Source organism: Bradyrhizobium sp. ORS 111 (genome assembly GCF_045571485.1).
Classification (GTDB): Bacteria; Pseudomonadota; Alphaproteobacteria; order Rhizobiales; family Xanthobacteraceae; genus Bradyrhizobium.
Genome location: NZ_CP120701.1, coordinates 7,274,047 through 7,300,002 on the forward strand (window position 1 = coordinate 7,274,047; position 25,956 = coordinate 7,300,002).

Consider the following 25,956-nt stretch of genomic DNA (forward strand, 5'->3'; position numbering starts at 1 on the left):
CGTGGTCGGCCTCGTCCCGCAGCTCACGGCTTGGCCGCCGCAGGTCAGAACGAACTGCCCGGACTGTGCGACCGAGCTCGAATTGCTGCGCGTCATTCCCGGCCGCTCCGCACAATACTGGACCATGCGCTGCGCCGGCTGCGGCGGGATCCATCTCGACGTCGTCGACAGGCCCCACGCGTGAGGCGCTCCGGTCGCGGCTCAGAGCGGGACGAGAGGTCTTGCTGACATCTGCTGACAGCAGAGCTGCCGTTTAAGTCCTCGCGTCCTTTGCCCTTTTCTCGCTGCCGGACTCGTCCCATATTCCGGCCATGGCGAAAACACCAAGCACTCCGAAAAAGCCCGGCAAATCCCCCCGATCCAAAGCGCACCGGCCCGAAGTCCAACCGATCGGGCCTGCGCTCGCCGAACTGCTCAATCCCGCGATCAATCGCGGCGACGCCGGCATGGGCTCCGGCACCGGATTGCAGCCGCCGCCGGACAATTCCTGGGACCGCCGCTCCGGCGGCGAGGCCGCCGCGCACCGCGCGCGGGCGTCGACGCGCGGAACCAGCGAACAAGTCGCCAAGCGCGACGCCTCAGGCTTCGACGAAGCGCCGCAGGCCAATTACGGCACCTCGGCCACCGTCCCAACCCTCGATCCGGAACTGGCGCGGCAGCTTGGGCTACCGACCGTCGAGGATGACGACGAGGCGCTGGCGCGGCCCCCGCGCAGCAAGATGGAAGCGCTCGGCGTCAAGGCTACTGCCGACGCGCTGGAGCATTTGATCCGCGACGGGCGTCCCGAGTTCCGCAAGGACGACGGCTCGATGAAGGTGTGGACGCCGCACCGGCCCCCGCGCCCGGAGAAATCCGAAGGCGGCGTGCGGTTCGAGATCAAGTCCTCCTACGAGCCGAAGGGCGACCAGCCGACCGCGATCGCCGACTTGGTCGAAGGCATCAACCGCAACGACCGGACGCAGGTGCTGCTCGGCGTCACCGGCTCGGGCAAGACCTACACCATGGCCAAGGTGATCGAGGCGACGCAACGCCCGGCGCTGATCCTGGCGCCGAACAAGACGCTGGCCGCGCAGCTCTACGGCGAGTTCAAGAACTTCTTCCCCAACAACGCGGTCGAGTACTTCGTCTCCTATTACGACTACTACCAGCCCGAGGCCTATGTGCCGCGGACCGACACCTATATCGAGAAGGATTCCTCGATCAACGAGCAGATCGACCGCATGCGCCACGCCGCGACGCGCGCGCTGCTGGAGCGCGACGACGTCATCATCGTGGCTTCGGTGTCGTGCATCTACGGTATCGGCTCGGTCGAGACCTACACCGCGATGACCTTTGCGCTGAAAAAGGGCGAGCGCATCGACCAGCGGCAACTGATCGCCGACCTCGTCGCGCTGCAGTACAAGCGCACCCAGGCCGAGTTCACCCGCGGCACCTTCCGCGTCCGCGGCGACGTCATCGACATCTTCCCGGCGCACTATGAGGACCGCGCCTGGCGCGTGAACCTGTTCGGCGACACCATCGAGACGATCGAGGAATTCGACCCGCTCACCGGCCACAAGCAGGACGAGCTCGAATTCATCAAGATGTACGCCAACTCGCACTATGTGACGCCGCGCCCGACGCTGGTGCAGGCGATCAAGTCGATCAAGTCGGAGCTGAAGCAGCGCCTCGACCAGCTCAACGACCAGGGCCGCCTGCTGGAAGCGCAGCGGCTGGAGCAGCGCACCACCTTCGATCTCGAGATGATGGAGGCGACCGGAAGCTGCGCCGGCATCGAGAACTATTCGCGCTATCTCACCGGGCGCCGTCCCGGCGAGCCGCCGCCGACGCTGTTCGAATATGTGCCCGACAACGCACTGATCTTCGCCGACGAGAGCCACGTCACCATCCCGCAGATCGGCGCCATGTTCCGCGGCGACTTCCGCCGCAAGGCAACGCTCGCCGAATACGGCTTCCGCCTGCCCTCCTGCATGGACAACCGCCCGCTCCGCTTCGAGGAATGGGACATGATGCGGCCGCAGACGGTCGCAGTGTCGGCAACGCCGAGCGGCTGGGAGTTGAACGAGAGCGGCGGCGTGTTCGTCGAGCAGGTGATCCGTCCGACCGGACTGATCGATCCCCCCGTCGACATCCGTCCGGCCCGCACCCAGGTCGACGACCTGGTCGGCGAGGTGCGCGCCACCGCCGCGGCCGGCTATCGCTCGCTGATCACGGTGCTGACCAAACGCATGGCGGAGGACCTCACCGAATACCTGCACGAGCAGGGCATCCGCGTCCGCTACATGCATTCCGACATCGACACCATCGAGCGCATTGAGATCATCCGTGATCTTCGCTTAGGCGCGTTCGACGCGCTGGTCGGCATCAACCTGTTGCGCGAGGGCCTCGACATCCCCGAATGCGCGCTGGTCGCGATCCTCGATGCCGACAAGGAAGGCTTTCTGCGCAGCGAGACCTCACTGATCCAGACCATCGGCCGCGCCGCGCGCAACGTCGACGGCAAGGTGATCCTCTATGCCGACAGCATGACCGGCTCGATGGAGCGCGCGATGGCCGAGACCACGCGCCGCCGCGAGAAGCAGGTCGAGTACAACAACGCCAACGGCATCACGCCGGAGAGCGTGAAGAAGTCGATCGGCGACATTCTCAACTCGGTCTACGAGCGCGACCACGTGCTGGTCGAGATCGGCGACGGCGGCGTCGCCGACGACGTGATCTCGATCGGACATAATTTCGAGGCCGTGCTCAGCGACCTCGAAACACGGATGCGGGAAGCCGCCGCCGATTTGAACTTCGAGGAAGCCGCCCGGCTGCGCGACGAGGTCAAGCGCCTGCGCGCCACCGAGATGGCCGTGGTCGACGACCCCACCGCCAAGCAGAGGGTCGTGCAAAACCGCGCCGGCGCCTATGCCGGGGCGAAGAAATACGGCGAGGCCGCAAACCTGCCGGCCAGCGCGCTGAAGAACAAGTCCGCCGCGACCTCGATCAAGGCGAGCCGCGGCGGCAAGAGCGGCTCACGGGTGCACAAGCCCGATCTCGACGAGATGCACGGCCCGGAATCGCTGCCGTTCCGGGCGAGCAGCGTGCTGCCGACCAAGCCGTTCGGCAGCACCAGCCGGATCATCCAGCCGACCAACTCACGCGAGTCCGGCCCGGAGTTCGGTCCCTCGCCGAGGTCGAGCGGCGGCGCGCCGGGCAAGCGCGGTGGGTGGAAGAAGCGGTAGGCCGCGCACCGGGCTTCTCGCCTTCCTGCGCAAGCACCGGCGATATTGGCGCGACGCAGCCGAGGATCGAGGGGATGATAGCGGCTACGGACAGCATCATCTCCCGCATCAGGCTACGTCGAACGCCTCATGGTAGCTGACATTCCCGCGCGGCGGCTCGCCGGTCAGCACGAGACGCTGGAAGTACGGGCTCGCCTCACCGCCATAGGTCAATGCCGGGTCGCTGATGAAACCGAAGCGGCCGTAATAGGCGGGATCGCCGAGCACGACGCAGCCCTCAGCGTCCAGCGCCGCGAGCCGCGCGAGACCTTCGCGGATCAGCGCACGGCCGATGCCCTGCCTTTGCATCTCCGGTGCAACGGAGACCGGGCCGAGGCCATACCAACGCCCGGCCGCGTGATCGATTCGAACCGGCGAGAACGCGACATGGCCTAGGATGCTTCCGTCGTCTGATGTCGCCACCAGCGAGACGGCGAGCGCGCCGGCCTGGCGCAGCGCTTCGACAATGCGCGGCTCCGCGCCGCTACTGTAAGGCGCCGTCTCGAACGCCATTGCTGTGATCCGGCTGATCGCCGCGGCGTCTTCAACTCGTTCATCTCTGATCTGCATGTCGCAGATAGAGCATACGGGCTGGCGACGGCAAGGCCTTGCCGGTGCGACAGATCGGCAAACGCTCGCGACCACCGCGGACCGCAAGAACGCAGACGCGCCTCATCTCAGCCGTCATGCCCGCGCAGGCGGGCATCCAGTACGCCGCGGCCTCTCGATCAGGCTCGGGCACCGCTGGAATAGTGGATCACCCGCATGCGCGGGTGATGACGCCTGAGCAGGCTGTTCGACATTGTCGCGGAGCCTGTCATCGGGGCGCGTTCGCGCGACCCGTTGGCTCCTCGCAACGAACAGATTGGTTGCGCGAGCCTGCGCCCGTGCCTAACCCGACCGCTTGTTGCTGGTGTTCTGCGTCAGGTTGCCGTGCGCGGCCTGCTCGCGGATGTTGTGCTTCTCGTCGTCGCGGTGGCCCTTGGTGGTGTCGAGGGGAACACCGGGTGCGCTGCCGGGGCCCTTATGGCTCTGATTGTCTTCGGGAACGGGCTGGACGTTTCTTGTCTTTGGTTTCGTCATCAATGTCTCCGTTACGCAAAGGAGACAACGCCGCCCTCGCGAGCGGCGTTCCGGAAACCCCGGATTACAATTTGTCGCGCGACGTCACAGCCTGTCCTGCTGCCTGTTCGGCGGTGTCGGCTGCGCCGGTTGCTGCTGTTGGCGCATCTGCATCTTGGCGTGATGGCGGCCATAGAGGCAGCCCGCGGCAGCACCGAGCACGCCGTGATGGCCTGCATAATGTCCGGCGACGCCGCCGACGATCGCGCCCTTGATGCAGCCCTTGGCGTCGGCAGCAGACGCGGCGGCAAATGATGCGATGGCAAAGATGGCAGCGAACAAGACGGATCTCATATCGTGGCTCCGGCGCAATCCTGCCGCGTCAACGGTGAAGCCGGTCCGCCCGTTCCCGCGCGGCCTGCGCAGAAAACCGCTGCGCATCCGGCCGGATCGTGCTCTAAATGCTGCGGTACTGCAGACCGTCTGTTCAGGATCATGCCGAAACCACCGATCAATTGGGTTGTTGCGCTGACGTTCGGCACTGCAGCCCTGTTCATTGCAGAAGCGGCTCCGGCGCAGGATAACGATCGCGCGCTGCTCTCGACCTTCTGTGCCGCGGCCAACATCAAGGGATCGGCCTGCACGCGCGCGAGGTCCTATCCGAACGCCGCCGGCCGCGCCTGCGATGTGACGCTGACACAGGAGCGTTATGCCGGACGCTTCCTTGCGGCCAATTCCCCCCTGCTCGTCGTCAACTATGAGAGCGAGTGCGAGTCCCACGTCACCGATTTCGGCGGCGTCGCCCTGTTCGCAAAGAATGGTCAGGCCTACCGCTTCGTCCGCTTCGTGCCGGGCGCGCAGGGCCATGACTGCATCGTCCTGCCGCGGGACGAGCGACAGGATGTGCTGGTCTGCGCGGTCGGCCATATGGGCCAGGGCAATCTCGATAGTGCGGTGGCGCGGATGGAGTTTACGAGCAAACCCGGCAAGGGCATCGCGATCTCGCCCGACTTCCTGCTCAGGGCCGAGGATACCGTGAGCGCCTACGGCTCCAACGTCGTGACCTGCAATGAAGGGCCGAAATATTTCGATCTCTCCAACTTGGCCGCCGGGCCGCGCCGGAATTCGGTCGCCATCGATGTCGAATATGCCGACGACGAAACCATCCGCACCGCCTGCGGCGAAGGCTTTCCGAAGCCGAAGGAGTTGTTCTACGACCTCGCGGCGGGCGAGGCCCTCGTGCCGCCGGGCTACGAAAAGAAGGGGCGGTTCACGATCGACCTCTTAACCCGCAAGATCGCGCCGGCGGATTAAGCCATCACCAAGCGCCCGGCGCGACGGCGAACCGGCCGGCCCCGGAGGAGAGCAGGGCCCTGACCAGCGTCAAAACCGGCTCGCCGCCGGCAGCGTGCAGGCTATCTGGCGACGACGTCAGCGATCTTGTGGTCGGACGGAGTCACGATGAGCACCCGCGGATGCGTCGCCCATGTCGCCCCAACCGGACACCCGCGGGGAGGTTTCATTAATTCGCGGATAGCTGGACCCGCGTGCTTCACGAATGCGAAGCGTCACGTGCGCACGTGGACCCCACATCGCCTCACGGAGGGCGCGCCAGACGGTCGCCATCGTTCCAGTTCGACCTCCTCACCTCGACCTCTTCCGCCTTGGCGACGCTTCAGGCACCGCGGAACCCTCATTCTGCATGCGTTCCCCGGCGAAGCATACGCCTTGAATGCTGAACCAAAATTCCTCCTGCCGCGTCAAAATAGCTGTCAGAAGACTTGGCATATTTGTCGGTTGATCGTGGGCCGGTTCGGTTCACAATGCGGGGCAAGGCGAGTCGGACCAACCGGCCGGAGTCGAACATGGGCGAGGATCTGAACCGACGGCGCGTGCTGAACTTCCTCGATGTCTACTATGCAGGCGGCATCGAGGGCGCGCTCGATCGCTGCAGCGACGACATCGCGTTCCTGGCCAATGCGCCGATCGACATCCTGCCGCATATGGGCCAGCACCGCGGCAAGGCCGCGCTGCGGCAGATGTGGACCACGATCCACAACCGCTATTCCGACATGCGCTACGAGGCGCCGATCGTGGTGGCCGAGGGCGACAGGGTCGCGGCTCAGCTCCGCGTCTTCTTCCGCAAGCGCGACAACGCGCGCGTGGTGCAGTTCGACGTCGCGGTGTTCTACACCCTGCGCGAGGGCAAGATCACCGAAATCCGCGAGATCATCGACACCTTCGATCTGGTCCAGCAGGTGCTGGAGCGCGACATCGCGGCGACGCTGACCACCGGTCTCTAGAGCATGATGGGATCAGCTTGATCCGAAATAGCGGCGGAGGTCACCTCTCCCTTGGGAGAGGTCGATTTTGCGCAGCAAATCGGGTGAGGGGTTACGGTCTATCGAGAGCACAAGGGCCCTCACCCGGATTGCATCTGACGATGCAATCCGACCTCTCCCCGACGGGGAGAGGTCAACCGAAGCCGCGGTGAGTCGATTCAACGCAACCCCATCCCGCTTGAGCATCGCGGCACGGTCTCGCGGCCTGACCTGTTCGCCCGCAAAATCCTTACGCCAATGATGAACCTCGTCGACGCAATATTGACCAACTACATGGCTTGTTGCGCTTGTCGGGGCTGAAACCATCATGAAAGTCGCATTGCTGGCGCTGCTCGGGCTTGCCCTGGGTGCCCTTGGCGGCGCGGCCCTCGGCATCGGGGCCGGCCTCGCATGGGTCGAGATCTTCAGAACCACAGATTTTGAAGGCTATAGCGGCATGCTGGTGTTCTTCACCTGTATGCCGCTGGGTGCCGCGATCGGCGGCATCGGAGGCGCCTTGCTGTTCGCGGTGGTGGCGGTCCGCGACGGCGCGATCGCGATCGAGCAGCAACCGGTCCGACGGCGCGAGCGCTAACCACGCTGAGAGGCAGGCCTCCCTTTGCATTTGCAAAGTTCCCGCGCAATTGTGCATTGCAAAAATGTCATTTGTGTTTTGGCCGATCCGCACTATCTGGGGCAGCAATAGTGATGTGCAGCAACCTGGCACGGTGTCGGCGCTGACGCCCCTGCCGCCTGCTTGCTTTGAAAATCCAGTTTCAGGAAACACGACAAATGACAGAGCACAGCCTCTGGCGTTTTTCGCGCGCATTGCATCGTGCGATCAACGAACGCCAGCTTGAGGACATTGAGCCCTTGCTCGACGACGAGGTCGAATGGGCGATCTATGGGCCAATCGACCTGTTTTCGTTTTTTGGTCAGCGGCGGGGCAAAGCCGCCGTACTCGAGGTCATCAGGCAGATCGGCGAGAATCTGCGGGTCCACCGCTTCGATCGCGAACGGATCATGCTGGGCGTGGACTCGGCGGCTTCGATGCTGCGCTATTCGCTCACCGCGCTCGACTCCAACAAGCCGATCTCGCTGCGGCTCGCGCACTTCGCCCAGTTCAAGGCCGGCAGGCTGACCAGCTTCCGCGTGCTGGTCGACAGCTTCGACCTCGTCGAGCAGACCGTGGGCTATCCGATCCATCTGCCGCGCATCGCGGTCTGACCAGCCTTAGGGGATTTCACTGTTCGTCATGTCCGGGCTGTCGTCCCGGCTCCGCGGTCTGCTTTTTGCCAGCCCCGAGCGGGCCGCACGGGTTGCCGGAACGTCTTGCGCGACTACATGCTTGGCGCGCGGGCCCGGACATGGCGATAGCTTGCCCCAGGACCTTGCCACAATTTCGTACCACGGGAACCGCATGTTGCGGCTCTGGAATTCGCGGGCTGGGAATGACCTCCACATCACGATTTGGCTCGGCAAGGCTGCCCCTTCTGGCCGCCGGCTTCAGCTTGGCCATGGCGCTTTCGGCCGCGGCGCAGACGCTTCCCGGCGGGGATGACACCGGGCCGGCCCCGGCGACCGAACAGGCGGCGCCGGCCGCCGATGCCAACGACACCGACATCCTGAAGGATATCGACGAGAGCAAGCTCGACTGGAGCCAGCTCAACACCGATTCCACCACCCTGCCCACGCTCCTGCCGAAGGGCGCGGCCAAGCCGAGCAGCACGGCCAGCAACGATCCGTCCTGGTCGTCCAGCCTCAATGCCAACGGCACGTCGGGCGTGTCGGTCAAGCAGTCGATCTCGCCGTTCCTCGACACCCGGGTGGGTGCAGACATGACAGTGGCACGGCAGGGCACGCTGACGACGTCGGAGGAGTTGTCGGAACAGATCGCCAATGGCGGCAGCCTGCCGGAGTCCGGAGGCTCCGCCTGGGCCTCGATATCAGCGCCCGGCGTGGCCTCGATCTGGGACAAGACCTCGGTCGAAGCCCGCGTCGATCCGGGCGCCGAGCAGAGCAAGATCGGAACGACCCTGAGCAAGTCGGTGCCGCTGTCGGACCAATATTCGCTCACCCTGCAGAACGGCTACAACATCACCCAGCAGGGCGTGGTGCCGATGCCCGGCATCGTCAGCCATCCGTGGCGTAGCTATGATACCGACCAGTCGGCCAAACTGTCGGTCAATGACACCGGCACCAGCATCACGGCAGGACAGACCCTGTCGACCTCCGACGACCGGTGGCTGCGCCGGATCGGCGCCGAACAGAAGTTGTTCGACGGGGTCACCGTCTCGGGTTCGGTCGGCGAGACCGCGCAGGGCACGACCAGCAAGAGCATCAGCGCCGGCTTCAAGCGGACGTGGTGAAGAATCCGTTAGTCTTGTCGTGCTAATGATCGACCATTGCCGCAACTTGGCCCAGATGCGGCCAAATTCGGCGGGACTCATAGATCTGCAACTATCATCACATCAATTCGTCGTGCGGGGGACAGCCGCGCTTCGCCATGCGAACAGGGGAAAGCCGATGAACGTTACCAACCGATCCGAAGACGCTGAGACGAATTCGGACGTCGACACCAACCTCGCCGCCGTCTCGGAGGTCGAGGCTGGTATCCGCGACTTCGTGCGCAACGACATCGCCTACCTGCGGCGGCCCGTGGCGAGCCCGGAGACCGCGCCGGTCGAGCCGAACACCGACGCCACCGTCAACAACGTCAACTCGCTGATCCAGCGCGTCGCCGGTACGTCGCTTGCCGAGATCGAGAAGCTGATCTCGGAACTCGAGAGCCTGCGCGACCTGCTGCATGCCGAGGGCCAGCGCGTCCAGCGCGAGATTTCCGGCTATGCCCAGCTCAGCCAAGCTGCGATGAAGTCGACGCGCATGATCGCCGACAACGTCACGCAGTGGAAGCGCGCCGCCGACGGTCTGCGCAACAGCTAATCTGGCACCTGCACCAAGGCTGACAGCCGCCGCCTCTCCCCAACGGGAGGCGGCGGCTTCATTTTTGTGACGGCGGCAAGAAGCATTTTCGGCTCTGATTGAATCAGAACCGAAGCCCCAGATTCTTGCTTTGACCCGTTTTCCTCACGCGAGCCGGTATCCACTTCGCTCGAAAAAAACGCTCGTAGAGCAGGCGCGAGCCAGTGCTCGCGGCGAACGGCATCTGTGACTGTGTGATGCAACACATCACACAGACAATTCTTGCAGGAATTGAGCCTTGGATGCGGAAGCCGCAGCAAACTGCTGGCAGTGCCGACCGTCGTGATGGCGTTGGTCTGGAAACGATAGAAACGCGCGCCTGCGAATCGGGATCAGCGTCTGGTGAGAGGACTCCGAGCTACCGATTGATGCTCGCGGTGGTCTCGAACGAGTAGTCGCCGTCGGCAAAGCCCTTCACGACCATTCCGGTGGCCAGCATCACAACGAGCGTCACCGTTGCGAAGATCAAGCCGACCAGTTTCAGCGCGCTGCGATCTGCCATGGGTATCCCCTGAAGCTGTGTCCCCCAACCATAGGCAGGCACAAACGTTCACAACGCGTTAGCAAAAAGCGCGTTTCACGCAACGCACAACAGCGTGGGTCGCTGTAAGTGATCCGCTAACCATGGCGTTCCAGCAACATCAGATGCCGGCGGGCAACATCAGGAACCCGGATGCCGTCGCGGCACGAATGCGGTCGCGAGGAAGGAGAACACCACTTCACCGCGCTGGTTGGTGCCGGTGTTGCGCGCCTGCAGGATGCCCCATTCCGGCCGGCTCGAGGAGGTGCGCTTGGTCTCGACCTGGTTCGAGAAGCTGACGGTGTCGCCGGCCAAGACCGGACGGATCCAACGCAGTTCGCGGAAGCCCGGCGAAGGTCCCCACACCGCGACCGGCTCGCCGCGCGCGGCGGCCTCGGCCGAAAGCCGCTTGCCGTCGGCGACCAGCAGCTTCATGCACACGGCGGCGACGTGCCACCCCGACGCGGCAAGGCCGCCGAACAGCGACTTGCGCCCCTCCTCCTCGTCGAGATGGAAACGCTGCGGATCGAACTGCGCGGCAAAGCGCTTGATGTCCTCGGCGGTGAAGGTGAACGAGCCGAAGTCGCGCCGCGCGCCGATCTCGATATCTTCAAAAAAGCGCATGCGCACAACGTCCTGACTTGAGCATGATCTTGGCGCAAACGCCTTGCGCCGGTCGCGGGGAAAGCCGCGCCACACGATTGGCCGACGCGGCCCTTCGGGTCCGCATCATGCCTCTCCGCCCGCCCCATCGCGACGGCTCACGATGATCGGCGACTCCATCTCGCACAGCACCTCGCCGCGCGCGTTGCGGATCGTGCCCTTGAAGGTGACGATGCCCGTGCTCGGCCGGCTGCGCGAGACGCGCGCTTCGACGACGTCGACGTCCAGCGTCAAGTCGTCGCCCGGGCGCAGCGGCGCCATCCAGCGCATTTCATTGACCCCGGGCGAGCCGAGCGAGGCGGTGCGGCCGATGAAGCCGTCGAACAACATTCGCATCATCAGCGAGCCGAGATGCCAGCCCGAGCCGGACAGGCCCCCGAGCATCGACTTGCGTGCCGCCTCCTCGTCGAGATGCATCGGCTGCGGGTCGTATTCGGCGGCAAAGGCGAGGATGTCCTCGCGAGTGACGTGGCGCGGGCCGAACGTCCCGAAGCGGCCGGGCCTGAAATCTTCGAAGGTCAGTGTGGTCATTGGGTGAGGATATGCCGGAAGGAAGCCCGATTGTGGCCGTTATTTGCAGCAATCACAACCTGTCCACTCGCATAGCTCGTCCCTGACTTGCCCGGCGCCCGGTTCGGGGCTAGCCCTTGGCCGCAAGGGGACAAGCCAGACGGACTGCGGCATCCATCCCTCGTGGCGAAGAGACGCTTCCAACTCCGTCTCGCGCCATGCGGCCCGGCTGGTGACCTCGATATTCGAGAGGCTTGCTTCGCAAGCTGCTCGGGATGAAGTGATCAAGCCGGTTGTGACGCAGTAGGATGAGACGCGAATCATATTCGGCTTGCCGGGAGAACCACCGATGTTCGATTTCCAGGATCTGTTTCAGTGGGACCGTTTTATTACGCCCACGATCATCAAAACGTTCTACTGGCTGGTGATCGGCGTCATCGTGCTGTTCGGGATCTCCGGCATCCTGTCTGCCCTCTCCGCCATGGCGATCAGCCCATTCGTCGGGTTCATCCTGCTGCTCGCATCGATCGCCAGCATCATTGTCGGCATCGTGTTCTCGCGCATCGTCGCCGAATTCATCCTGATCGTATTCCGCATCAACGAGCATCTCGGCGCGATCCGCGACCAGGGCGGAATGCGCTGAGGCTGCCCGCAAAGCGCAGGCTCCCGGTGAAGAAAACATGAATGCGCCGCCGCGAAGTTGAAGGCTGCGGCAAGCCGGAATCTTAGAGCTTTTGGCCTATTGCCTCCCCTGGGACGACATCGGGGAGGGTCCATGAACGCAAAGTCCCTCACGATCCGCGCTGACTGGCTTCGCGCCGCGCACGACGACGCCGCCCGATGCGCACCCGCCGTGGTTAATCCGCGGTAGCACCTGTGGTCAAATCCGAGCGAAATTGCGGCCGGGATCTTAAAGCCGGTCGCGTATCACCGTCACCGCCACAAACAAGAATTGCGCGGGGGCGTCGTGAGATCGGAAGTGCGTTCGATTGGCGTGAGGTCCAGACTTGTTGCCGAGCAGGGCTTCACGACCGCGGATATTTTATGGGCTGTCGGCATCTGGTCGGTGATCCTGACCCTGGCGCCGGTGATCATTTTCTACATGCTGATGGTGGCGTAGGCCACCTGCTTCGTCATTCCGGGATGGTGCGCAAGCACGAGAGCTCAGGTGCGCAAGTTTGCGCACCGGGGAATCTCGAGATTCTCAGGTGCGCAACTGCGCACCATAGCTCATGCTTCGCATGCCCCGGAATGACATTTCAAATGCTCAACGCCACAAAAAACGCGCGGGAGACGCGCGTTCTTTCAGTTCGGATCAGGCTGCGCGACTACGCCGCCTGCTTGTGCATCGCGCCGGACGCCGACGCCGAACCGCGGATCGCCTTGATCGAGCGCTCGATCGCGGCCCACAGCCGATTGATTTCGGCGGCGGCGCGGCCTTCCGCGGAATATTCGCGGGCGCCCTCACCCTGGCCCAGCGCCATCAGAAGATCGGCGCGATTGGTGATCTGGCCGCTCCACACCGGCGCGCGGAATTTCACCAACGCTTCACGGGCGATCGCAACGATGCGGCTTTCGACGCCGTCGCGCTGCGCCGGGGCGCCGTTGATCACGACCGCATAGGGCTTGCGAACCGAGCGGCAGGTCTGGATCGTTTCCTGCACCGCGTTGACGTCGAACACGCCGGGTCGCGCCGGAATGATCACCATGGTGGCGTGCTTGATCGCGTCGCCGACCACAGCCGAGAGATTCGGCGGCGTGTCGATGAACACCCATTCGATGCCGTCACGCTGAGCCTGAGCGATAATGCCGCCGACCGAATTCACTGCCGTCTTGATCGGTGGCTCGTTGGTGCCGCGCAATTTGTGCCAGAGAGTCAGCGAGCCCTGCGGATCGGCATCGATCAGCAGACAGGGCTTCGTTGCCTTGTGCACTTGCGCGGCAAGGTGAGCAGCCAGGGTACTTTTCCCCGAGCCCCCCTTACGCGAAGCGAAAACAATGACGTTCATACCTTGGCCTCCAGATTGACCCCAGAAGGCAAAAATGAATCAGCCCGTTGATTCGTGGAAGAAAAAAAACTTGCAATCCGCAAAGTCGCCTGAATTACCGGCACGTTCTGGCTTTTGAGTCACACCTCGCAACGACACAACTGGAAATCGAGCGAGTTAACCGCTCGATTTGACTCCTCGTGCGCGCTTTGCGGCGCGTTTGCTGCGCTCGCGCTCGATCCATTTGCGTTCGACCCAGCCGAGCAATTGCGCGGTCGGCTTCTGCAGGAACGGGACGTCCTGTGCGAACAAAAGGAGTCCGAGCGGCAGCATCCAGAGCCCGAGCACCGGCAGGAAGCTGAAGATGCCACCGAGGATCAAGAGGATCGCGAGCGGAATCCGTACATAGCGCGACGACGGCTTGCGCAGCCACGCGACGAACCGCGCCGGCCGCGCCGGAAGCCTGGCCTCGAACCAGGCGAAGTGCCGATCGATTTCCTGTCTGTAAAACTCGTTCACACATCTCTCCCGATCCATCCCGCGCAAGGCGCGATGGCGTCTTCATCCGCACCGAATACCAAACCGGAGAGATGATGCTGCGTGACAGCGTCACAAGGCGTCAGTCTGTCGCGTGCATGGCTCTTGAAATCGCGGTGACGCCATCCTTGCGCGGCCGGATCGCCGGTCGCATTTCGCGCGCGGTCGGCTTGGTCGCCTTCTTCAGCCGGTGCGAGTGCACCGGCACAGGGAAAGAAGGGGCTCCGGCTCCGGGCGCGAGCACGCCGCCGGCGGGTTGTTTCTCGATATGTCCGGAATCGGGAACTTAGCCAAGCGCCCTGAGGCCGAAGACGCCATTGAGTTGCCCAAGTCGGAGCCGCCTACTTTGGGTTTTAGACGGGGCCGCGCCCGTGAACCCTGACCAATATCTCTTAGGACTTCTCAACGCGTTTGCACGCCGCTCATTGATATTCGATACGGCAATAGGCTTTGTGGAAAGCCAAGCCGTGTTCAAGGGCGCCGTTGTGACGTCGTTGCTGTGGCTGGCGTGGTTTCAGCGAGACCCGGATCAAAAACTGCGCCGGTCGGTGGTCATTTCAACGCTTGCGGCGACGATCGCGTCACTTCTGCTCACGAAGATCATCAGGTTTTATCTGCCGTTCCGGCTGCGCCCCATCCATGATCCCGCGGTCGGCTTCACACTGCCTTACAACGTCAGCACCGAGACATTGTGGAACTGGGGCTCCTTTCCGAGCGACACGTCCGCATTTGAATTTGCGTTGGCTGTTGGTGTGTTCATGATCTGGCGCCGCTGGGGCTGGCTCGCGATCCTGTACAGTCTTGTGGTGATTTCAATTCCGCGCGTCTATCTCGGCTATCATTATCCGTCCGACATCGTCGCCGGCGCTCTGATCGGTGCCGTTGTCACGCTCATCATGAGCGGCGAAAAAATCAGGATAGCTCTGAGCCGGCGCCTGTTGCTTTGGAGTGATGAGTATCCCGGCGTCTTCTATTGCGCCTTCTTCCTTTTCACATACGAGGTCGCGGCGGTGTTCGAGAACACTCGCCAGATCCTGACCGCTGCCTGGAAGCTCTCACACCATTCGGTTTGGTAGGGGCACACTCTTACCAAGGGAGCTGGCATTCGGCATCAGGCAGCGGCCGCGCCTGGCGCCGAAAAATAGGTCCAGCATATCAGTAGGATGACGAGACTGCGGGCAATTCAACTGTAGTGGTACAGTTGGGTGGGCTCGAACCACCGACCTCCTGTTCCACAGACAGGCGCTCTAACCAACTGAGCTACAACTGCATCCTGGCACGCGGCCCTCAAGGCGGGCGGCGATTTCGGGCGGAAACTAGGTGCAACGCCGGACTTTGGCAAGGCCGTAACGCAGCGATTTCCGCGACAATCTAAGGCCGGTTCGACGACTTCCTCCAGCAAAAAGGCCCGGACCACGGCCCGGGCCTTCCGCGAACGTGAAGCGGACGCGATCAGGCGGCCGGCTTGTAATACTTCGAGGCGCTGGCCTTGATCGGCTCGGCGGCTTCGGCAGCGACCTTCTGGCCGAGCTCGGCCAGTTCCTTGGCCTGCGCGGTGTAGGTCTCGAACTGCTTGCGGGTGTGCGAGGTCCACAGCTCCAGCGCCTCCGACGGCGACTTCACGCCGAACAGCTCCTGCGCGAAGTCGAGCGAGGAGGTGGTGTTGGCCTTGAAGAACTCGATCAGCTTGGCCGAGTACTCGCTGGCGCCCTTGCTGACGCTGGTGAACACGGCCTCGACCGTGCTGTTGTGGGTCTCGGCAGCGTCCTTGAAGCGGGCGTAGCTGTCGCGGGCCTGCGACACGCCCTTCTCGGCGAACGCGCGCATCTGTTCGGGAACCTCAAAGGGAATGATCGAAGCGGAAAACGGATCGGACGGGTTGGTCATTGACGTGCATCCTTCGCAACGGGTGACTCAATGTGACCCTTGCGAACGCCCCGGAGCCTGGAAAACCGGAACGTCGAATGGATCACGCTGCCTTGGTTCACGGGAATGCCCAATTGGGGCATGGCCAATTAAACACCCATATATGTCAATTTTGTGCAACGCAACGTGAAATCGCTGCAATGCCGCAACTTTTGACCGAATCGGATGCAGGTCCCGCGGCGGGCCTCAACGCCGAGGTGGCAGCGCCGGGATGCGCCGTCATCCCCGGGGATGCCGCAATCCCCGGGGAATACCGAGCTAGAATGCGCGGGCTCAGTTCTTCGGCTTCACCGCGTTCATCGCGGCGCGGCTGATGATGTGACCCATCTCGCTGGCCTGGTCGGCGAGCGCGCGCATCTGGCTCTGCACATACTCGCTGTGCAGCTTCATGATCTCGGCCAGGTCCTTGGCCTTGACCAGCGATTGCGCATAGTTCAGCGAGTCCTGGACGTTCTTTTCGGCATAGGCGAACGCCCTGCTGGAAATGTCCTTGGCGCCGGCGCGCACGCTGGCGTTGCGCTCCTCGATCGAGCCGGCGGTCGCCTGCGCGGTGGAGACGAACTGCTCGAATGCCTTGCGCGCCTGCTCGAAGCTCGCTTCCGCCATCGATCGCATATCCTTGGGGATCTCGAATTGCTCACGCCCGTTGTCGCTCATGATCGCGCTCCTGTTGGCTAGGTCTGGGCTCGCCGCGGGCTCGATCGGCCCATGGGGACCTCGATCGCGATGCCGCGTCGCTGATGTGACGCGGTGCCGCGGTTCCGGCCGGTCGGTCGCGGCGCGTCTCGACAACGCAAAACGCCTGTGGATCGTTCAGGCAAGTTAACGTTATCCCGCCTTTGCCGTGGCACATCAGGCGCAGCCGTGGACCTGCCGCCGCCCGCTTGCGATACTAACGATCCGTTAAGGCTGTCATTCCCTGGCCGCCGGTATTTCTGGCGATCGAGGAAGAGAAGCTAACCCCATGCGGTCAAATCTTGCGTGATGAATGACGCGGAATTCCAGATCCAGGCGCTCAGCGATCACAGGCTAGCGGATCACGCGGCGAGCGCCCAACCTGCATGGCTGTGGTCGGCCGACGGCGCGCGGATCCTGTGGGCCAATCCGGTCGGCGCGCGGGTGTTCGGTGCCGCCGGCGGCAGCGAGCTGGCGAAGCGCGTGTTCGGCCCGGCCGATCCGCATCGCCGGCAGGTCGCCCGTCTCGGCCGCAGCCTCGTCGCCACGGGGGCGGTCCGGCTGGAGCGGCTGCGCGGCTTCGGGGCGGCGCCCGGACTGCTCGCGACCTGCGGCTGCGCGCGGATCGACCTGCCCGACGGCAACCATGGCGTGCTGGTCGCCGCGCTTAATCCAACAGGCCGCGTGATGCCGCTGACTGAACGGTTGCAGCGCCTGGTGCAGGAGATCGCCGACCGGCCGGCTGCGGCCTTCAGCGCCGATGGCCTGCTGATCGGCGCCAACGAAGCGGCGCGCCGGCTGCTCGGCCTTCACGATCTTTGCGACGCCGGCCTCGATGCCGCGCGCAGCGAGGCGCTGAAGCAGGGCCGCGCGGCTGCAAGCATCGGGATCGGCCGCGTGGTGCTGCAGCGGATCGGCCGCGGCGCCGACACCGCGCTGATCGCGCTGATCAAGCCGGCCCCGCATCCGGCTGCACAGACCGAGCCGGCGCCGCCGGCTGCGCCCGAAACCGCCGCGGCGCCGGAGCAACCTCCCGCGCCCCCTGTCAACGAACACGTCGTTGCCAACGACGCAGCGCCCGTGCCGGCCGACAGCCCCGCAGCCGTCTTCGCGCAGTTCGACGCGCTGGAGGTGCCGCAGGACATGCCCGCGGAAGACCCCGCCGAGCCGATCGTTGACGTGCCGCCGCCCGCAGAGCCGTCGGCCGTCACCGCAGCAGAAGCGTGCGCAGATCCCGCGCCGGCCGAAACCGCCAAAACGCATCGCGACCTCGCGGAAGACACCGCGGTGGTCGAGGCGGCGCTGACCGAAGCGCCGATGAAGGTGATGGCCGAAGAGCAAGCCGCGGTGCCGCCGCTCGCGGCCTGCCCCGACGTCAAGAGCGACGCAGGCCCGCCGGTCCCGGAGCTCTCCGCACCACCGGTCGCCCCAATCTCCCCGCCTGGCGCAGCCACGGAATCGCCGGTACCGCCATCGGCCGAGCTGCTGCCCGCGGCGCTCGCGACTGCCAGGACGTCATCGTGGCTCGACGAGCCCGTGCTCGGCACGCGCCGGCATCCGCTGCGCTTCATGTGGCAGATGGACCATGAGGGCCGCTTCTCGCTCGGCTCGGACGAATTCACCCGGCTGATCGGCATCCACACCGCGGCCGGTTTCGGCCGGCTGTGGAGCGAGATCGCCGAGACCTTCGGGATCGATCCTGAAGGCCGCGTCATGCAGGCATTCGCCACCCACAACACCTGGAGCGGCATCACGCTGAGCTGGCCGGTCGACGGCGGCGGCCGTTTGCCGGTGGAGTTGTCGGGCCTGCCGGTGTTCGACCGCAACCGAACGTTCGCCGGCTATCGCGGCTTTGGTGTGTGTCGCGACCTCGACGGGCTTGCGCGACTCGCCGCATTGCGTCGCTATGAGTTCTTCAGCGGCCCGGCCGCGCCGCAACCGCTATCGGCGAGCGCCGCGCAGGCGCGCGCCGAGACGCCGCCCGGACCCGCGGCCCCCGGGCCGGCGCCGGGCCATCCTCCGCCCGCAGCAGCGCCGCCCGATACTGCACCACCGACCGAGGACGTGACCGAGCCGACAGCATCCGAGACTTCACACCAAGCCGATCTGGACCCCGCCGTGGAAACGACCCAGGATACGCGCCAGGACATGCGCGACGAGACGCCACCGAATGTGGTGCCGTTCCGCCTCGCCGGTGACACCCGGCCGCCGTCGCTGACGCCGGTCGAGAACAACGCCTTCAACGAACTCGCCCGCCAATTGTCGGCGCGGCTCGAGAGTGAAGCGGGCCTCGCGACCACGACCGAACGACAAGAGAGCGAGGCGAATGCCGAACAGCCGTCGGCGACCGAGCCGCCCGCGAGCGAACCGCCGCGCGAAGAGCGCACCGAGAGCCCGAAGGCCGACTGGCTGGCGCAGGCCGCGCCGCCGCCGCGCGCCGACTCCAGACGTGACCGGGCGCTGCTCGACCTGTTGCCGGTCGGCATCCTGATCTACCGGCTCGACCGCCTGCTCTATGCCAACGCCGCGTTCCTCGCGCGCATGGGCTACGACAGCCTGCATGCGCTGGAAGCCGCCGGCGGGCTTGATGCGCTCTATGTCGAGCCGGGCGTCCCGCATGGGAGCAGCACGTCAGGCGCCGGCACGCCGGTGACGATCTCGGCAGGCCAGACCGCCGGTCACGACGCGCAGTCGGTTTCCGCAGAGGCGCGGCTGCACACCATCTTCTGGGACGACGACTCCGCGTTGGCGCTGATCTTCTCGCGCACCCATGACGAGGACGCGGCGATCGCAGCGGCGCTGTCGGCGCAGGATGCGGCCCTCGCACCGATCGTCGAGCCTGCACCGCCGCAGGCCGGGCAGGCCGATGCCGAGGAGCTCGGCGCGATCCTCGACACCGCGGCCGAGGGCATCATCATGTTCGATGCCGAGGGCAACATCCATTCCTGCAACCGCAGCGCGGAGGCGCTGTTCGGCTATGACGGCGAGGAGTTCGTCAAGCATACGCTCGCCGACCTGTTCGCGCCGGAGAGCCGGCACGAGATCTTCCAGTATCTCGCCAGCCTGAAATCGGCCGGTGTCGCCAGCCTGCTCGATCATGGCCGGGAGACGCTCGGTCAGGTGCGCCAGGGCGGCGTCATTCCGCTGTCGGTGACGATGGGCCGCACCCGCGCCGACGGGCCGAACTTCTTCGCGGTGTTCCGTGACCTCACGCAAGCCAAGACGAGCGAGAGCGAATTGCGCGAGGCACGACGGCTCGCCGAGCGCGCGGCGAACGGCAAATCCGATATGCTGGCGCGGATCAGCCACGAGGTGCGCACGCCGCTCAACGCCATCATCGGCTTTGCCGAGGTGATGATCGGCGAGCGCTTCGGCGCGCTCGGCAACGAGCGCTATGTCGAATACATGAAGGACATCCGCGCCTCCGGCGAGCGGGTGATCGCTGTTATCAACGACCTGCTCGATCTGTCGCGGATCGAGACCGGCAAGCTCGATCTCGCCTTCACCGACCAGAATCTCAACGAGATGGTCGAGAGTTGCGTTGCGGTGATGCAGCCGCAGGCCAACCGCGAGCGCATCATCATCCGCACCTCGCTGGCGCACATGCTGCCGCCTGTCGTCGCCGATGCCCGGGCGCTGCGCCAGATCACGCTGAACCTGATCGGCAGCTCGATCCATCTCGCCAATGCCGGCGGCCAGGTGATCGTCTCGACCGCGCTGTCCGATTTCGGCGAGGTGATGCTGCGGGTGCGCGACACCGGGCAGAGCCTCAACGACAACGAGGTCGCCGCCGCGCTGGAGCCGTTCCGCGCGCCGACCCCGTCCGATCACACCGCCTCCGCCGGCGTCAGCCTGTCGCTGACCAAGGCGCTGGTCGAAGCCAACCGCGCCAAATTCCAGATCAGGACCGCCGGCCGCTCCGGCACGCTGATCGAGGTTGTGTTCTCGCACGCGGCAGCGCGGGCGTGATGAACGATGCACACGCGCAGCGCCTCACGGTTGGCGTAAGGAGGGCATCGGCGGAAGGGCTCCCTCCCCCCTTGCGGGGGAGGGCCGGGGAGAGGGGCGCCACACGACGCGCTCTTTCGATTTGCGCTTCAACGACACACAATCACAATTGCGATAGCAACGCTTTCGTCAAACATCTCGCCCGGGCTCACCCCTCTCCCCAGCCCTCCCCCCGCAAGGGGGGAGGGAGCCTGACCGGCGTGCTCACCTTACGCGGCTGCCGCGGCTCACATGACTGATGCGACGGCAGGTGGTAGCAGGCTCGCTCGAGCCACTGCCACAGCAATCATATCTTCTCCACGATCGCCGCCTTCATGCGCGCGATCTCGGACTCGTTGCGCTTGTAGAACGTCCACTGCTTGACGCGCTTGGCGTTCAGCAGTCCGGCCTGAGTCAGGATCTTCAGATGCTCGCTCACGGTCGGCTGGCTGACGCCGAGCTTCTCGGCGATCAGCACGCCGCAGACCCCGTCCTTGACCAGATCGCCGTCGACCTGGGCGCGGAAATGCGCCTTCGGGCGCTTCAGCCATTGCAGGATCAAGAGCCTGCGATCGCTGGCCAGCGCGCGCAAAGCCGACTCGACGTTTGCATCTGACGAAGGCATATTGCTAATTAGCTAAGTGACTAACTGCTGTCAACGCCCGCCTGAGGAGACCGCCAGTGACCGAGATAACGTCACAAGAGATCACGCAATGCGCGGCGCTGATCCGGCCGCATGTCAGGCGGACACCGGTCGTCGAGCTCGATGGCAGCGAGTTCGGCCTGGCCGCAAATCCGCTGACGCTGAAGCTCGAGCTGCTGCAGCATGCGGGCTCGTTCAAGACCCGCGGCGCCTTCGCCAACCTGCTCGCGCGCGATGTGCCGGCCGCCGGCGTCGTCGCGGCCTCGGGCGGCAATCACGGCGCGGCGACCGCCTATGCCGCGATGCGGCTCGGCAAACCGGCCCGGATCTTCGTTCCGACCGTGTCGTCGCCCGCCAAGGTGGAGCGCATCCGCGGCTATGGTGCTGATCTCGTCATCGAAGGCGACCGCTACGCCGATGCGCTCGCCGCAAGCGAAATCTGGGCGCAGCAGAGCGGCGCGATGCCGGTGCCGGCGTTCGACCAGCGCGAGACCATCCTGGGCCAGGCCACGCTCGGCCTCGAGCTCGATCGGCAGGCGCCCGATATCGATACGGTGCTGGTCTCGGTCGGCGGCGGCGGCCTGATCGCGGGCATCGCCGCATGGTATGCCGGCCGCATCAAGGTGATCGGTGTCGAGCCGGCCGCCGCGCCGACGCTGACGCGCGCGCTCGCGGCAGGCCATCCGGTCGATGCCGAGGCCGGCGGGATCGCCGCCGATTCGCTGGCGCCGCGCCGGATCGGCGAGCGCGTCTATCCGGTCGCCGCGAAATATGTGCATAGCACCGTTCTGGTGTCCGACGACGCGATCGCCTCGGCTCAGGACACGTTGTGGCGCGCGCTGCGCATCGTCGCCGAGCCGGGCGGCGCCGCGGCATTTTCCGCGCTGCTGTCGGGAGCCTACACGCCGGAAGCCGGCGAACGCGTCGCCGTCGTCATCAGCGGCGGCAACACCACGGCGGTGGATTTCGGCCGCACGCGCTGACCGCTCGTTCCGGCGGCGTCGCGAGAATGCGACGCTACGTGCCCACTCACACTGTCATCGCCCGGCTCGACCGGGCGATCCAGTACGCCGCGGCCTCTCGGCTCCGTCACAGCCGCCTCTGGAATACTGGACCACCCGCATGCGCGTACGCGGGTGATGACATCGCGTGGTGTGGGGCTATGCGTCGAGAGCCCTCCTCGTTGTCGTCCCTGCGAAAGCACTATGGCATCTACACGTTTGCGGTGCCGTATACGAGGATTTGGAAGCGAGCCATCCCGATGTGGAAGGTGATTGGTCCAGGTGGGCGATGCGAGGCGTAGCCGGTCCATCCGCCGAGCTTTGCGATGATCCACGCCGCCCAGGCGACAGTGTTGGGGCGATGGTGGTTCTTCTGGAGCTCGGTGCGGCCTTTCAGGGTTTTATTGATGGCCTTGAGCGCGTCGATCTCGTCCGGCGTGAACACAAATTCGGCCGGCAATTCTTCACCGCCATTGCGGGCTTGGACAAGCTGGATGACGAGACATGCCACTCTGGTGGCGATCGCCACCAGTTTGATCAGGCCTTCAGCGCTGTCGAGCTGACTATCCTCGATGCGCAGACCCTGGCTCTTCAGCGAGCGGAAGAGCTGCTCGATGATCCAGCGCTGCTTGTACCAGGAGACGATCCGCCAGGCATCGGCGGCGGTGGCGACCGGATGGGTGGTCAGGAGCAACCAATGAATGGGCTGGGCGCCCTTCGGGGGGTGCAACTCGACGACTTCGACGAAGCTGACTTTGACGCCCTCCGCCAAGTCTTTCACGCCGGGGCGCTGCGGCCGTTTGAGCACAACGGTTCCAAAGCACATGGAGAGGTGGGCCTGGCGAGCGCTGCGATCCATCCGCTGCGGCAGATCGATCACCGCCTTGCCGCAGAAGCCGGCCCGCCCGACTGCCTGATAAAGCGTGCCGCCATCGACCAGCGCATGGTCGTGCATGGCGCGCGACAGAAGGTGGACATTGTCAGCGGGCGTCAGCGCCCAGTGGGCGAAGAAATCTCCCTCGCGGTCGTTGACGACGGTGATCATACCAGCTGCGGCCAGAACATCGCGGCCTTGCTCAGCGGTCGTCACCCAGCGCGCCGACTCCTTGTCGGCCAAGGCTCGCTTCTCGTGAGCGATCTTCGCCGTGCGCTTGCGCGTCCACACCTTGCCGCCAGTGAGCCCGAGACAGACCCCGCTGTCGGCATCGACTGCCATCATGGCATGCAGCAGCACGCCACGCGCGTTGCCTTTGCCGACCTTGCCCAAGCCGCGCCGATGTCCCGGACGGGTGTGGAACTTGATCTCGCTGGTATCTTGGATTGCCAGCACATGTCGCCCGCTGACCGCGGCTGACGTCTGCAGGCTCCAGCCTTCAACCAGCTTGTCGGTCGTGACCCGTGGATTGTTCACAAACCGCCAGAACGCCATGTTCGCAGCCCAGTCGCCCTGCGCCATCTGGCGCAAACAGACGTTGCGCGTGCAAAGCACAGCCCGGAGAAGCGCCGCCCCCTTTTATCAAGGCGAACGTCTCCAAACTTGCCAAGGGACAAATCCGGTTCCTGCTGCATCTCTGGCGCTCCTTCGAATCAAAACGCCAGACAGAGAATCATACAAGTCGCTGCGGCGACCGCACATCATGCCGTCCCGAGTCAATCTGTCGCGCCCCAAAGATGTGTAGATGCCCTAGTGCGAAAGCAGGGACCCATAACCACCGGCGCTGATTGTTACGCGAAGCTGGGACGACGAGTCCCTTCCACTACACAAGCCGCGGAGTATGGGTCCCTGCTTTCGCAGGCACGACGGTCGTGTTTGTGGTCGCGGTGTGCCCGCCTCAAATCGCCCGCGAAAATCTGCGAAACCCCGGCGCGCCGGTCAGCGCTTCGAATGCGGCGTCGCGCTTCTCTTCGGCGAAGGCAAAGCCGGCCTTGGTGTAGCAGCGTTCGGCGGCCTGGTTGCCGATCACGAACGAGATCGATGCCTGCGCAAACCCCGCCGCCTTGCCGTCAGCAAGGGCGCGGGCGATCAGGGGCTGCACCAGGCCGCTGCCGCGATGCGAGGCTGCCGTTGCGACGTGCTCGATCAGCCAGTCGCCCTCGCCGCCCTGAACCCAGCAGTTGCGAGCGTAGCTGCCGCGCGCGATCATCGCATCGGCATCGATGCCGAGCAGGGCCGCGACCTCTTCGATCGCAGCGCGCGCGGCCACGACCGTTCCCGCGGCCGGCATGGCGCACAGCGCCGAGGCCGGCACGCCATCGACCTCGGCGATCAGGAAATGAGCGACGTGGTACCATGACCGCGCCCGCGCAACCGCGAGCCGAGTCATGAACGCCAGGCATTCGCCTTCCGGCCGATCGAGCGCGATGTCGAACCAGCCGCGCGGCAACGGGCCGCGCTGCGCGGCCAGTACGATGCCGGCGATGAAACCGGCGTCGTCGGATCGTGCGGGACGGATCTGGGATCGTCCCGCTTCGAACATCTCAGGTGTTCTTCAGCGCGACGCGGAATTCGGCTTCGGTCTTGGCCTTGACCTCGTCGAGCGTGACGCCGTCGGCCAGCTCGATCAGCGACATGCCGTCCTTGCCGTGCTTGTCGATCGTGAACACGGCGAGATCGGTGACGACCATATCGACCACGCGCTCGCCGGTCAGCGGCAGGTTGCACTTCTTCAAGAGCTTCGGGCCGTCCTTGGCGGAATGCTCCATCACGACAACGACGCGCTTGACGCCGGCGACGAGGTCCATGGCGCCGCCCATGCCCTTCACCATCTTGCCGGGGATCATCCAGTTGGCGAGGTCGCCGTTCTGCGCGACCTGCATGGCGCCGAGGATCGACAGATCGATATGGCCGCCGCGCACCATGCCGAAGGAATCGGCCGAGGAGAAATAGCTGGTCGAGGGCAGCTCGCTGACCGTCTGCTTGCCGGCATTGATCAGATCGGCGTCGACCTCGTCTTCATAGGGGAACGGACCCATGCCGAGCATGCCATTCTCGCTCTGCAGGCTGACGTCCATCCCGTCCGGAATGTAGTTGGAGACCAGCGTCGGGATGCCAATACCGAGATTGACGTAATAGCCGTCGCGCAGCTCCTTGGCAGCGCGTGCCGCCATCTGTTCGCGGGTCCAGGCCATCAGACTTCTTCTCCGGTTGCAGCCGCCGTGGGGCGCGGCCTTGTGTTGCGGAACTCGATGCGCTTCTTGGCGGTGCCGACCTCGACGATGCGCTTCACGAAAATACCGGGGGTATGGATGTGATCGGGATTGAGCTGACCTGCCGGCACCAGGTGCTCGACCTCGGCGACCGTGACCTTCGCCGCGGTCGCCATCATCGGGTTAAAATTGCGCGCGGTCTTGCGATAGATCAGGTTGCCGGCGGTGTCGCCCATCCAGGCGTGGACGATGGCGAGGTCGGCGAACAGGCCGCGCTCCATCAGGTATTTCTCGCCGTCGAACTCCTTCACTTCCTTGCCCTCGGCGATCAGCGTGCCGACGCCGGTCTTGGTGTAGAAGGCCGGAATTCCGGCGCCACCGGCGCGGATGCGCTCGGCGAGGGTGCCCTGCGGGTTGAACTCGAGCTCGAGCTCGCCGGCGAGATATTGCTGGGCGAACAGCTTGTTCTCGCCGACATAGGACGAGATCATCTTCTTGATCTGGCGTGTTTCCAGCAGCCGGCTCAGGCCGATGCCGTCGACGCCGGCATTGTTGGAGACAACCGTCAGGCCCTTCACGCCGGCGTCGCGAATCGCGTCCGACAGGGTCTCGGCGATGCCGCAGAGGCCGAAACCGCCCGACATGATCATCATGCCGTCCTTGAGAAGACCATCGAGGGCCGATTTGGCGTCGGGATAGACCTTGTTCATGCAATGAATACCTGATGGAGG

Annotated in this window: 28 protein-coding genes and 1 tRNA gene; 13 read left to right on the plus strand and 16 right to left on the minus strand. The window is 64.8% G+C overall.

The genetic code is table 11. The features are described from left to right. Position 1 precedes the first annotated feature (1 nt). Both P6U30_RS33610 and uvrB read left to right on the plus strand, forming a co-directional pair. Complete coding sequence (locus P6U30_RS33610) at positions 2–184, plus strand: hypothetical protein (RefSeq protein WP_407167002.1); 183 nt, start codon at positions 2–4, stop codon at positions 182–184. Positions 185–311: 127 nt separating this feature from the next. Beyond that, positions 312–3,224: an excinuclease ABC subunit UvrB gene (uvrB, locus tag P6U30_RS33615; RefSeq protein ID WP_407167003.1), complete on the plus strand. Its 2,913-nt coding sequence runs from the start codon at positions 312–314 to the stop codon at positions 3,222–3,224. 108 nt (positions 3,225–3,332) lie between these two features. Here uvrB and P6U30_RS33620 read toward each other — a convergent pair whose 3' ends face one another. From P6U30_RS33620 to P6U30_RS33630, 3 genes are all read right to left on the minus strand, one after another. Then, on the minus strand, positions 3,333–3,833 hold the full coding sequence (locus P6U30_RS33620) for a GNAT family N-acetyltransferase (RefSeq protein ID WP_407167004.1): 501 nt from the start codon (positions 3,831–3,833) through the stop codon (positions 3,333–3,335). 321 nt (positions 3,834–4,154) lie between these two features. After that, positions 4,155–4,346 (minus strand): hypothetical protein, encoded by a 192-nt coding sequence (locus tag P6U30_RS33625; RefSeq protein WP_407148777.1) that lies wholly within the window; start codon positions 4,344–4,346, stop codon positions 4,155–4,157. Between the two features lie 84 nt (positions 4,347–4,430). Beyond that, on the minus strand, positions 4,431–4,679 hold the full coding sequence (locus P6U30_RS33630; protein WP_407167005.1) for a hypothetical protein: 249 nt from the start codon (positions 4,677–4,679) through the stop codon (positions 4,431–4,433). Between the two features lie 141 nt (positions 4,680–4,820). Here P6U30_RS33630 and P6U30_RS33635 point away from each other — a divergent pair, with 141 nt between their 5' ends. The 6 genes from P6U30_RS33635 (at position 4,821) to P6U30_RS33660 (ending at position 9,589) form a co-directional block, all read left to right on the plus strand. Then, positions 4,821–5,639 carry a hypothetical protein gene (locus P6U30_RS33635; protein WP_407167006.1) on the plus strand — a complete coding sequence of 273 codons (819 nt, stop codon included), beginning with the start codon at positions 4,821–4,823 and terminating at the stop codon, positions 5,637–5,639. Between the two features lie 551 nt (positions 5,640–6,190). Continuing rightward, positions 6,191–6,628, plus strand: coding sequence for a nuclear transport factor 2 family protein (locus tag P6U30_RS33640; RefSeq protein WP_407167007.1), 438 nt, complete (start codon positions 6,191–6,193; stop codon positions 6,626–6,628). A gap of 346 nt (positions 6,629–6,974) precedes the next feature. Further along, a complete protein-coding gene (locus P6U30_RS33645; protein WP_407167008.1) occupies positions 6,975–7,241 on the plus strand; it encodes a hypothetical protein in 267 nt (88 codons plus the stop codon). 197 nt (positions 7,242–7,438) lie between these two features. Continuing rightward, positions 7,439–7,873 (plus strand): nuclear transport factor 2 family protein, encoded by a 435-nt coding sequence (locus P6U30_RS33650; protein ID WP_407167009.1) that lies wholly within the window; start codon positions 7,439–7,441, stop codon positions 7,871–7,873. A gap of 224 nt (positions 7,874–8,097) precedes the next feature. Continuing rightward, the gene (locus tag P6U30_RS33655) at positions 8,098–9,015 is read left to right on the plus strand and encodes a hypothetical protein (protein ID WP_407167010.1); all 918 of its coding nucleotides are present in this window, start codon (positions 8,098–8,100) and stop codon (positions 9,013–9,015) included. 157 nt (positions 9,016–9,172) lie between these two features. Continuing rightward, positions 9,173–9,589 (plus strand): hypothetical protein, encoded by a 417-nt coding sequence (locus tag P6U30_RS33660; protein WP_280975495.1) that lies wholly within the window; start codon positions 9,173–9,175, stop codon positions 9,587–9,589. A gap of 397 nt (positions 9,590–9,986) precedes the next feature. Here P6U30_RS33660 and P6U30_RS33665 read toward each other — a convergent pair whose 3' ends face one another. From P6U30_RS33665 to P6U30_RS33675, 3 genes are all read right to left on the minus strand, one after another. Beyond that, the gene (locus tag P6U30_RS33665) at positions 9,987–10,130 is read right to left on the minus strand and encodes a hypothetical protein (protein WP_201456095.1); all 144 of its coding nucleotides are present in this window, start codon (positions 10,128–10,130) and stop codon (positions 9,987–9,989) included. Positions 10,131–10,289: 159 nt separating this feature from the next. After that, complete coding sequence (locus tag P6U30_RS33670; protein WP_407148785.1) at positions 10,290–10,772, minus strand: MaoC family dehydratase; 483 nt, start codon at positions 10,770–10,772, stop codon at positions 10,290–10,292. 105 nt (positions 10,773–10,877) lie between these two features. Further along, on the minus strand, positions 10,878–11,342 hold the full coding sequence (locus P6U30_RS33675) for a MaoC family dehydratase (RefSeq protein ID WP_407167011.1): 465 nt from the start codon (positions 11,340–11,342) through the stop codon (positions 10,878–10,880). Positions 11,343–11,670: 328 nt separating this feature from the next. Between P6U30_RS33675 and P6U30_RS33680 the strand changes: the two genes are divergently transcribed. Beyond that, positions 11,671–11,964 carry a DUF4282 domain-containing protein gene (locus P6U30_RS33680; protein WP_407167012.1) on the plus strand — a complete coding sequence of 98 codons (294 nt, stop codon included), beginning with the start codon at positions 11,671–11,673 and terminating at the stop codon, positions 11,962–11,964. A 351-nt stretch (positions 11,965–12,315) separates the two neighbouring features. Then, positions 12,316–12,441, plus strand: a complete 126-nt coding sequence (locus P6U30_RS33685) for a hypothetical protein (RefSeq protein ID WP_407170677.1) — start codon at positions 12,316–12,318, stop codon at positions 12,439–12,441. A gap of 208 nt (positions 12,442–12,649) precedes the next feature. On the opposite strand, the gene P6U30_RS33690 is transcribed toward P6U30_RS33685, so the two are convergent. Together P6U30_RS33690 and P6U30_RS33695 are read right to left on the minus strand one after the other, a co-directional pair. Further along, complete coding sequence (locus P6U30_RS33690; protein ID WP_407148788.1) at positions 12,650–13,330, minus strand: AAA family ATPase; 681 nt, start codon at positions 13,328–13,330, stop codon at positions 12,650–12,652. Between the two features lie 156 nt (positions 13,331–13,486). Further along, the gene (locus P6U30_RS33695; RefSeq protein ID WP_407167013.1) at positions 13,487–13,828 is read right to left on the minus strand and encodes a hypothetical protein; all 342 of its coding nucleotides are present in this window, start codon (positions 13,826–13,828) and stop codon (positions 13,487–13,489) included. Between the two features lie 389 nt (positions 13,829–14,217). Here P6U30_RS33695 and P6U30_RS33700 point away from each other — a divergent pair, with 389 nt between their 5' ends. Next, a complete protein-coding gene (locus tag P6U30_RS33700) occupies positions 14,218–14,922 on the plus strand; it encodes a phosphatase PAP2 family protein (RefSeq protein WP_407167014.1) in 705 nt (234 codons plus the stop codon). A 117-nt stretch (positions 14,923–15,039) separates the two neighbouring features. On the opposite strand, the gene P6U30_RS33705 is transcribed toward P6U30_RS33700, so the two are convergent. The 3 genes from P6U30_RS33705 to P6U30_RS33715 form a co-directional block, all read right to left on the minus strand. Further along, positions 15,040–15,116, minus strand: a tRNA-His gene (locus tag P6U30_RS33705). 182 nt (positions 15,117–15,298) lie between these two features. Further along, complete coding sequence (locus P6U30_RS33710; protein ID WP_407167015.1) at positions 15,299–15,733, minus strand: phasin; 435 nt, start codon at positions 15,731–15,733, stop codon at positions 15,299–15,301. Positions 15,734–16,045: 312 nt separating this feature from the next. Beyond that, positions 16,046–16,429 carry a phasin family protein gene (locus tag P6U30_RS33715; protein ID WP_407167016.1) on the minus strand — a complete coding sequence of 128 codons (384 nt, stop codon included), beginning with the start codon at positions 16,427–16,429 and terminating at the stop codon, positions 16,046–16,048. 327 nt (positions 16,430–16,756) lie between these two features. Here P6U30_RS33715 and P6U30_RS33720 point away from each other — a divergent pair, with 327 nt between their 5' ends. Beyond that, positions 16,757–20,416, plus strand: coding sequence for a PAS domain-containing protein (locus tag P6U30_RS33720; RefSeq protein ID WP_407167017.1), 3,660 nt, complete (start codon positions 16,757–16,759; stop codon positions 20,414–20,416). Between the two features lie 325 nt (positions 20,417–20,741). Here P6U30_RS33720 and P6U30_RS33725 read toward each other — a convergent pair whose 3' ends face one another. Further along, complete coding sequence (locus P6U30_RS33725; RefSeq protein ID WP_407167018.1) at positions 20,742–21,059, minus strand: ArsR/SmtB family transcription factor; 318 nt, start codon at positions 21,057–21,059, stop codon at positions 20,742–20,744. 56 nt (positions 21,060–21,115) lie between these two features. Here P6U30_RS33725 and P6U30_RS33730 point away from each other — a divergent pair, with 56 nt between their 5' ends. Continuing rightward, positions 21,116–22,060 (plus strand): threonine/serine dehydratase, encoded by a 945-nt coding sequence (locus P6U30_RS33730; RefSeq protein WP_407167019.1) that lies wholly within the window; start codon positions 21,116–21,118, stop codon positions 22,058–22,060. A gap of 229 nt (positions 22,061–22,289) precedes the next feature. Here the strand turns inward: P6U30_RS33730 and P6U30_RS33735 are convergent, their stop codons facing one another. From P6U30_RS33735 to P6U30_RS33750, 4 genes are all read right to left on the minus strand, one after another. Then, positions 22,290–23,507, minus strand: coding sequence for an IS4 family transposase (locus P6U30_RS33735; RefSeq protein ID WP_407165572.1), 1,218 nt, complete (start codon positions 23,505–23,507; stop codon positions 22,290–22,292). Between the two features lie 403 nt (positions 23,508–23,910). After that, a complete protein-coding gene (locus tag P6U30_RS33740) occupies positions 23,911–24,555 on the minus strand; it encodes a GNAT family N-acetyltransferase (protein ID WP_407167020.1) in 645 nt (214 codons plus the stop codon). A gap of 1 nt (position 24,556) precedes the next feature. After that, positions 24,557–25,207, minus strand: coding sequence for a 3-oxoacid CoA-transferase subunit B (locus P6U30_RS33745; RefSeq protein WP_407148797.1), 651 nt, complete (start codon positions 25,205–25,207; stop codon positions 24,557–24,559). Continuing rightward, on the minus strand, positions 25,207–25,935 hold the full coding sequence (locus P6U30_RS33750) for a CoA transferase subunit A (RefSeq protein ID WP_407148798.1): 729 nt from the start codon (positions 25,933–25,935) through the stop codon (positions 25,207–25,209). Before P6U30_RS33750 ends, P6U30_RS33745 begins: the two co-directional genes overlap by 1 nt. Positions 25,936–25,956 lie beyond the last annotated feature (21 nt).

Bases quoted from the DNA above. Each gene is read 5' to 3' on its own strand.
- uvrB (WP_407167003.1), top strand. From the start codon at position 312: ATGGCGAAAACACCAAGCACTCCGAAAAAGCCCGGCAAATCCCCCCGA.
- P6U30_RS33620 (WP_407167004.1), bottom strand. From the start codon at position 3,833: ATGCAGATCAGAGATGAACGAGTTGAAGACGCCGCGGCGATCAGCCGG.
- P6U30_RS33625 (WP_407148777.1), bottom strand. From the start codon at position 4,346: ATGACGAAACCAAAGACAAGAAACGTCCAGCCCGTTCCCGAAGACAAT.
- P6U30_RS33630 (WP_407167005.1), bottom strand. From the start codon at position 4,679: ATGAGATCCGTCTTGTTCGCTGCCATCTTTGCCATCGCATCATTTGCC.
- P6U30_RS33635 (WP_407167006.1), top strand. From the start codon at position 4,821: ATGCCGAAACCACCGATCAATTGGGTTGTTGCGCTGACGTTCGGCACT.
- P6U30_RS33640 (WP_407167007.1), top strand. From the start codon at position 6,191: ATGGGCGAGGATCTGAACCGACGGCGCGTGCTGAACTTCCTCGATGTC.
- P6U30_RS33645 (WP_407167008.1), top strand. From the start codon at position 6,975: ATGAAAGTCGCATTGCTGGCGCTGCTCGGGCTTGCCCTGGGTGCCCTT.
- P6U30_RS33650 (WP_407167009.1), top strand. From the start codon at position 7,439: ATGACAGAGCACAGCCTCTGGCGTTTTTCGCGCGCATTGCATCGTGCG.
- P6U30_RS33655 (WP_407167010.1), top strand. From the start codon at position 8,098: ATGACCTCCACATCACGATTTGGCTCGGCAAGGCTGCCCCTTCTGGCC.
- P6U30_RS33660 (WP_280975495.1), top strand. From the start codon at position 9,173: ATGAACGTTACCAACCGATCCGAAGACGCTGAGACGAATTCGGACGTC.
- P6U30_RS33665 (WP_201456095.1), bottom strand. From the start codon at position 10,130: ATGGCAGATCGCAGCGCGCTGAAACTGGTCGGCTTGATCTTCGCAACG.
- P6U30_RS33670 (WP_407148785.1), bottom strand. From the start codon at position 10,772: ATGCGCTTTTTTGAAGATATCGAGATCGGCGCGCGGCGCGACTTCGGC.
- P6U30_RS33675 (WP_407167011.1), bottom strand. From the start codon at position 11,342: ATGACCACACTGACCTTCGAAGATTTCAGGCCCGGCCGCTTCGGGACG.
- P6U30_RS33680 (WP_407167012.1), top strand. From the start codon at position 11,671: ATGTTCGATTTCCAGGATCTGTTTCAGTGGGACCGTTTTATTACGCCC.
- P6U30_RS33690 (WP_407148788.1), bottom strand. From the start codon at position 13,330: ATGAACGTCATTGTTTTCGCTTCGCGTAAGGGGGGCTCGGGGAAAAGT.
- P6U30_RS33710 (WP_407167015.1), bottom strand. From the start codon at position 15,733: ATGACCAACCCGTCCGATCCGTTTTCCGCTTCGATCATTCCCTTTGAG.
- P6U30_RS33715 (WP_407167016.1), bottom strand. From the start codon at position 16,429: ATGAGCGACAACGGGCGTGAGCAATTCGAGATCCCCAAGGATATGCGA.
- P6U30_RS33720 (WP_407167017.1), top strand. From the start codon at position 16,757: ATGAATGACGCGGAATTCCAGATCCAGGCGCTCAGCGATCACAGGCTA.
- P6U30_RS33725 (WP_407167018.1), bottom strand. From the start codon at position 21,059: ATGCCTTCGTCAGATGCAAACGTCGAGTCGGCTTTGCGCGCGCTGGCC.
- P6U30_RS33735 (WP_407165572.1), bottom strand. From the start codon at position 23,507: ATGGCGTTCTGGCGGTTTGTGAACAATCCACGGGTCACGACCGACAAG.
- P6U30_RS33740 (WP_407167020.1), bottom strand. From the start codon at position 24,555: ATGTTCGAAGCGGGACGATCCCAGATCCGTCCCGCACGATCCGACGAC.
- P6U30_RS33745 (WP_407148797.1), bottom strand. From the start codon at position 25,207: ATGGCCTGGACCCGCGAACAGATGGCGGCACGCGCTGCCAAGGAGCTG.
- P6U30_RS33750 (WP_407148798.1), bottom strand. From the start codon at position 25,935: ATGAACAAGGTCTATCCCGACGCCAAATCGGCCCTCGATGGTCTTCTC.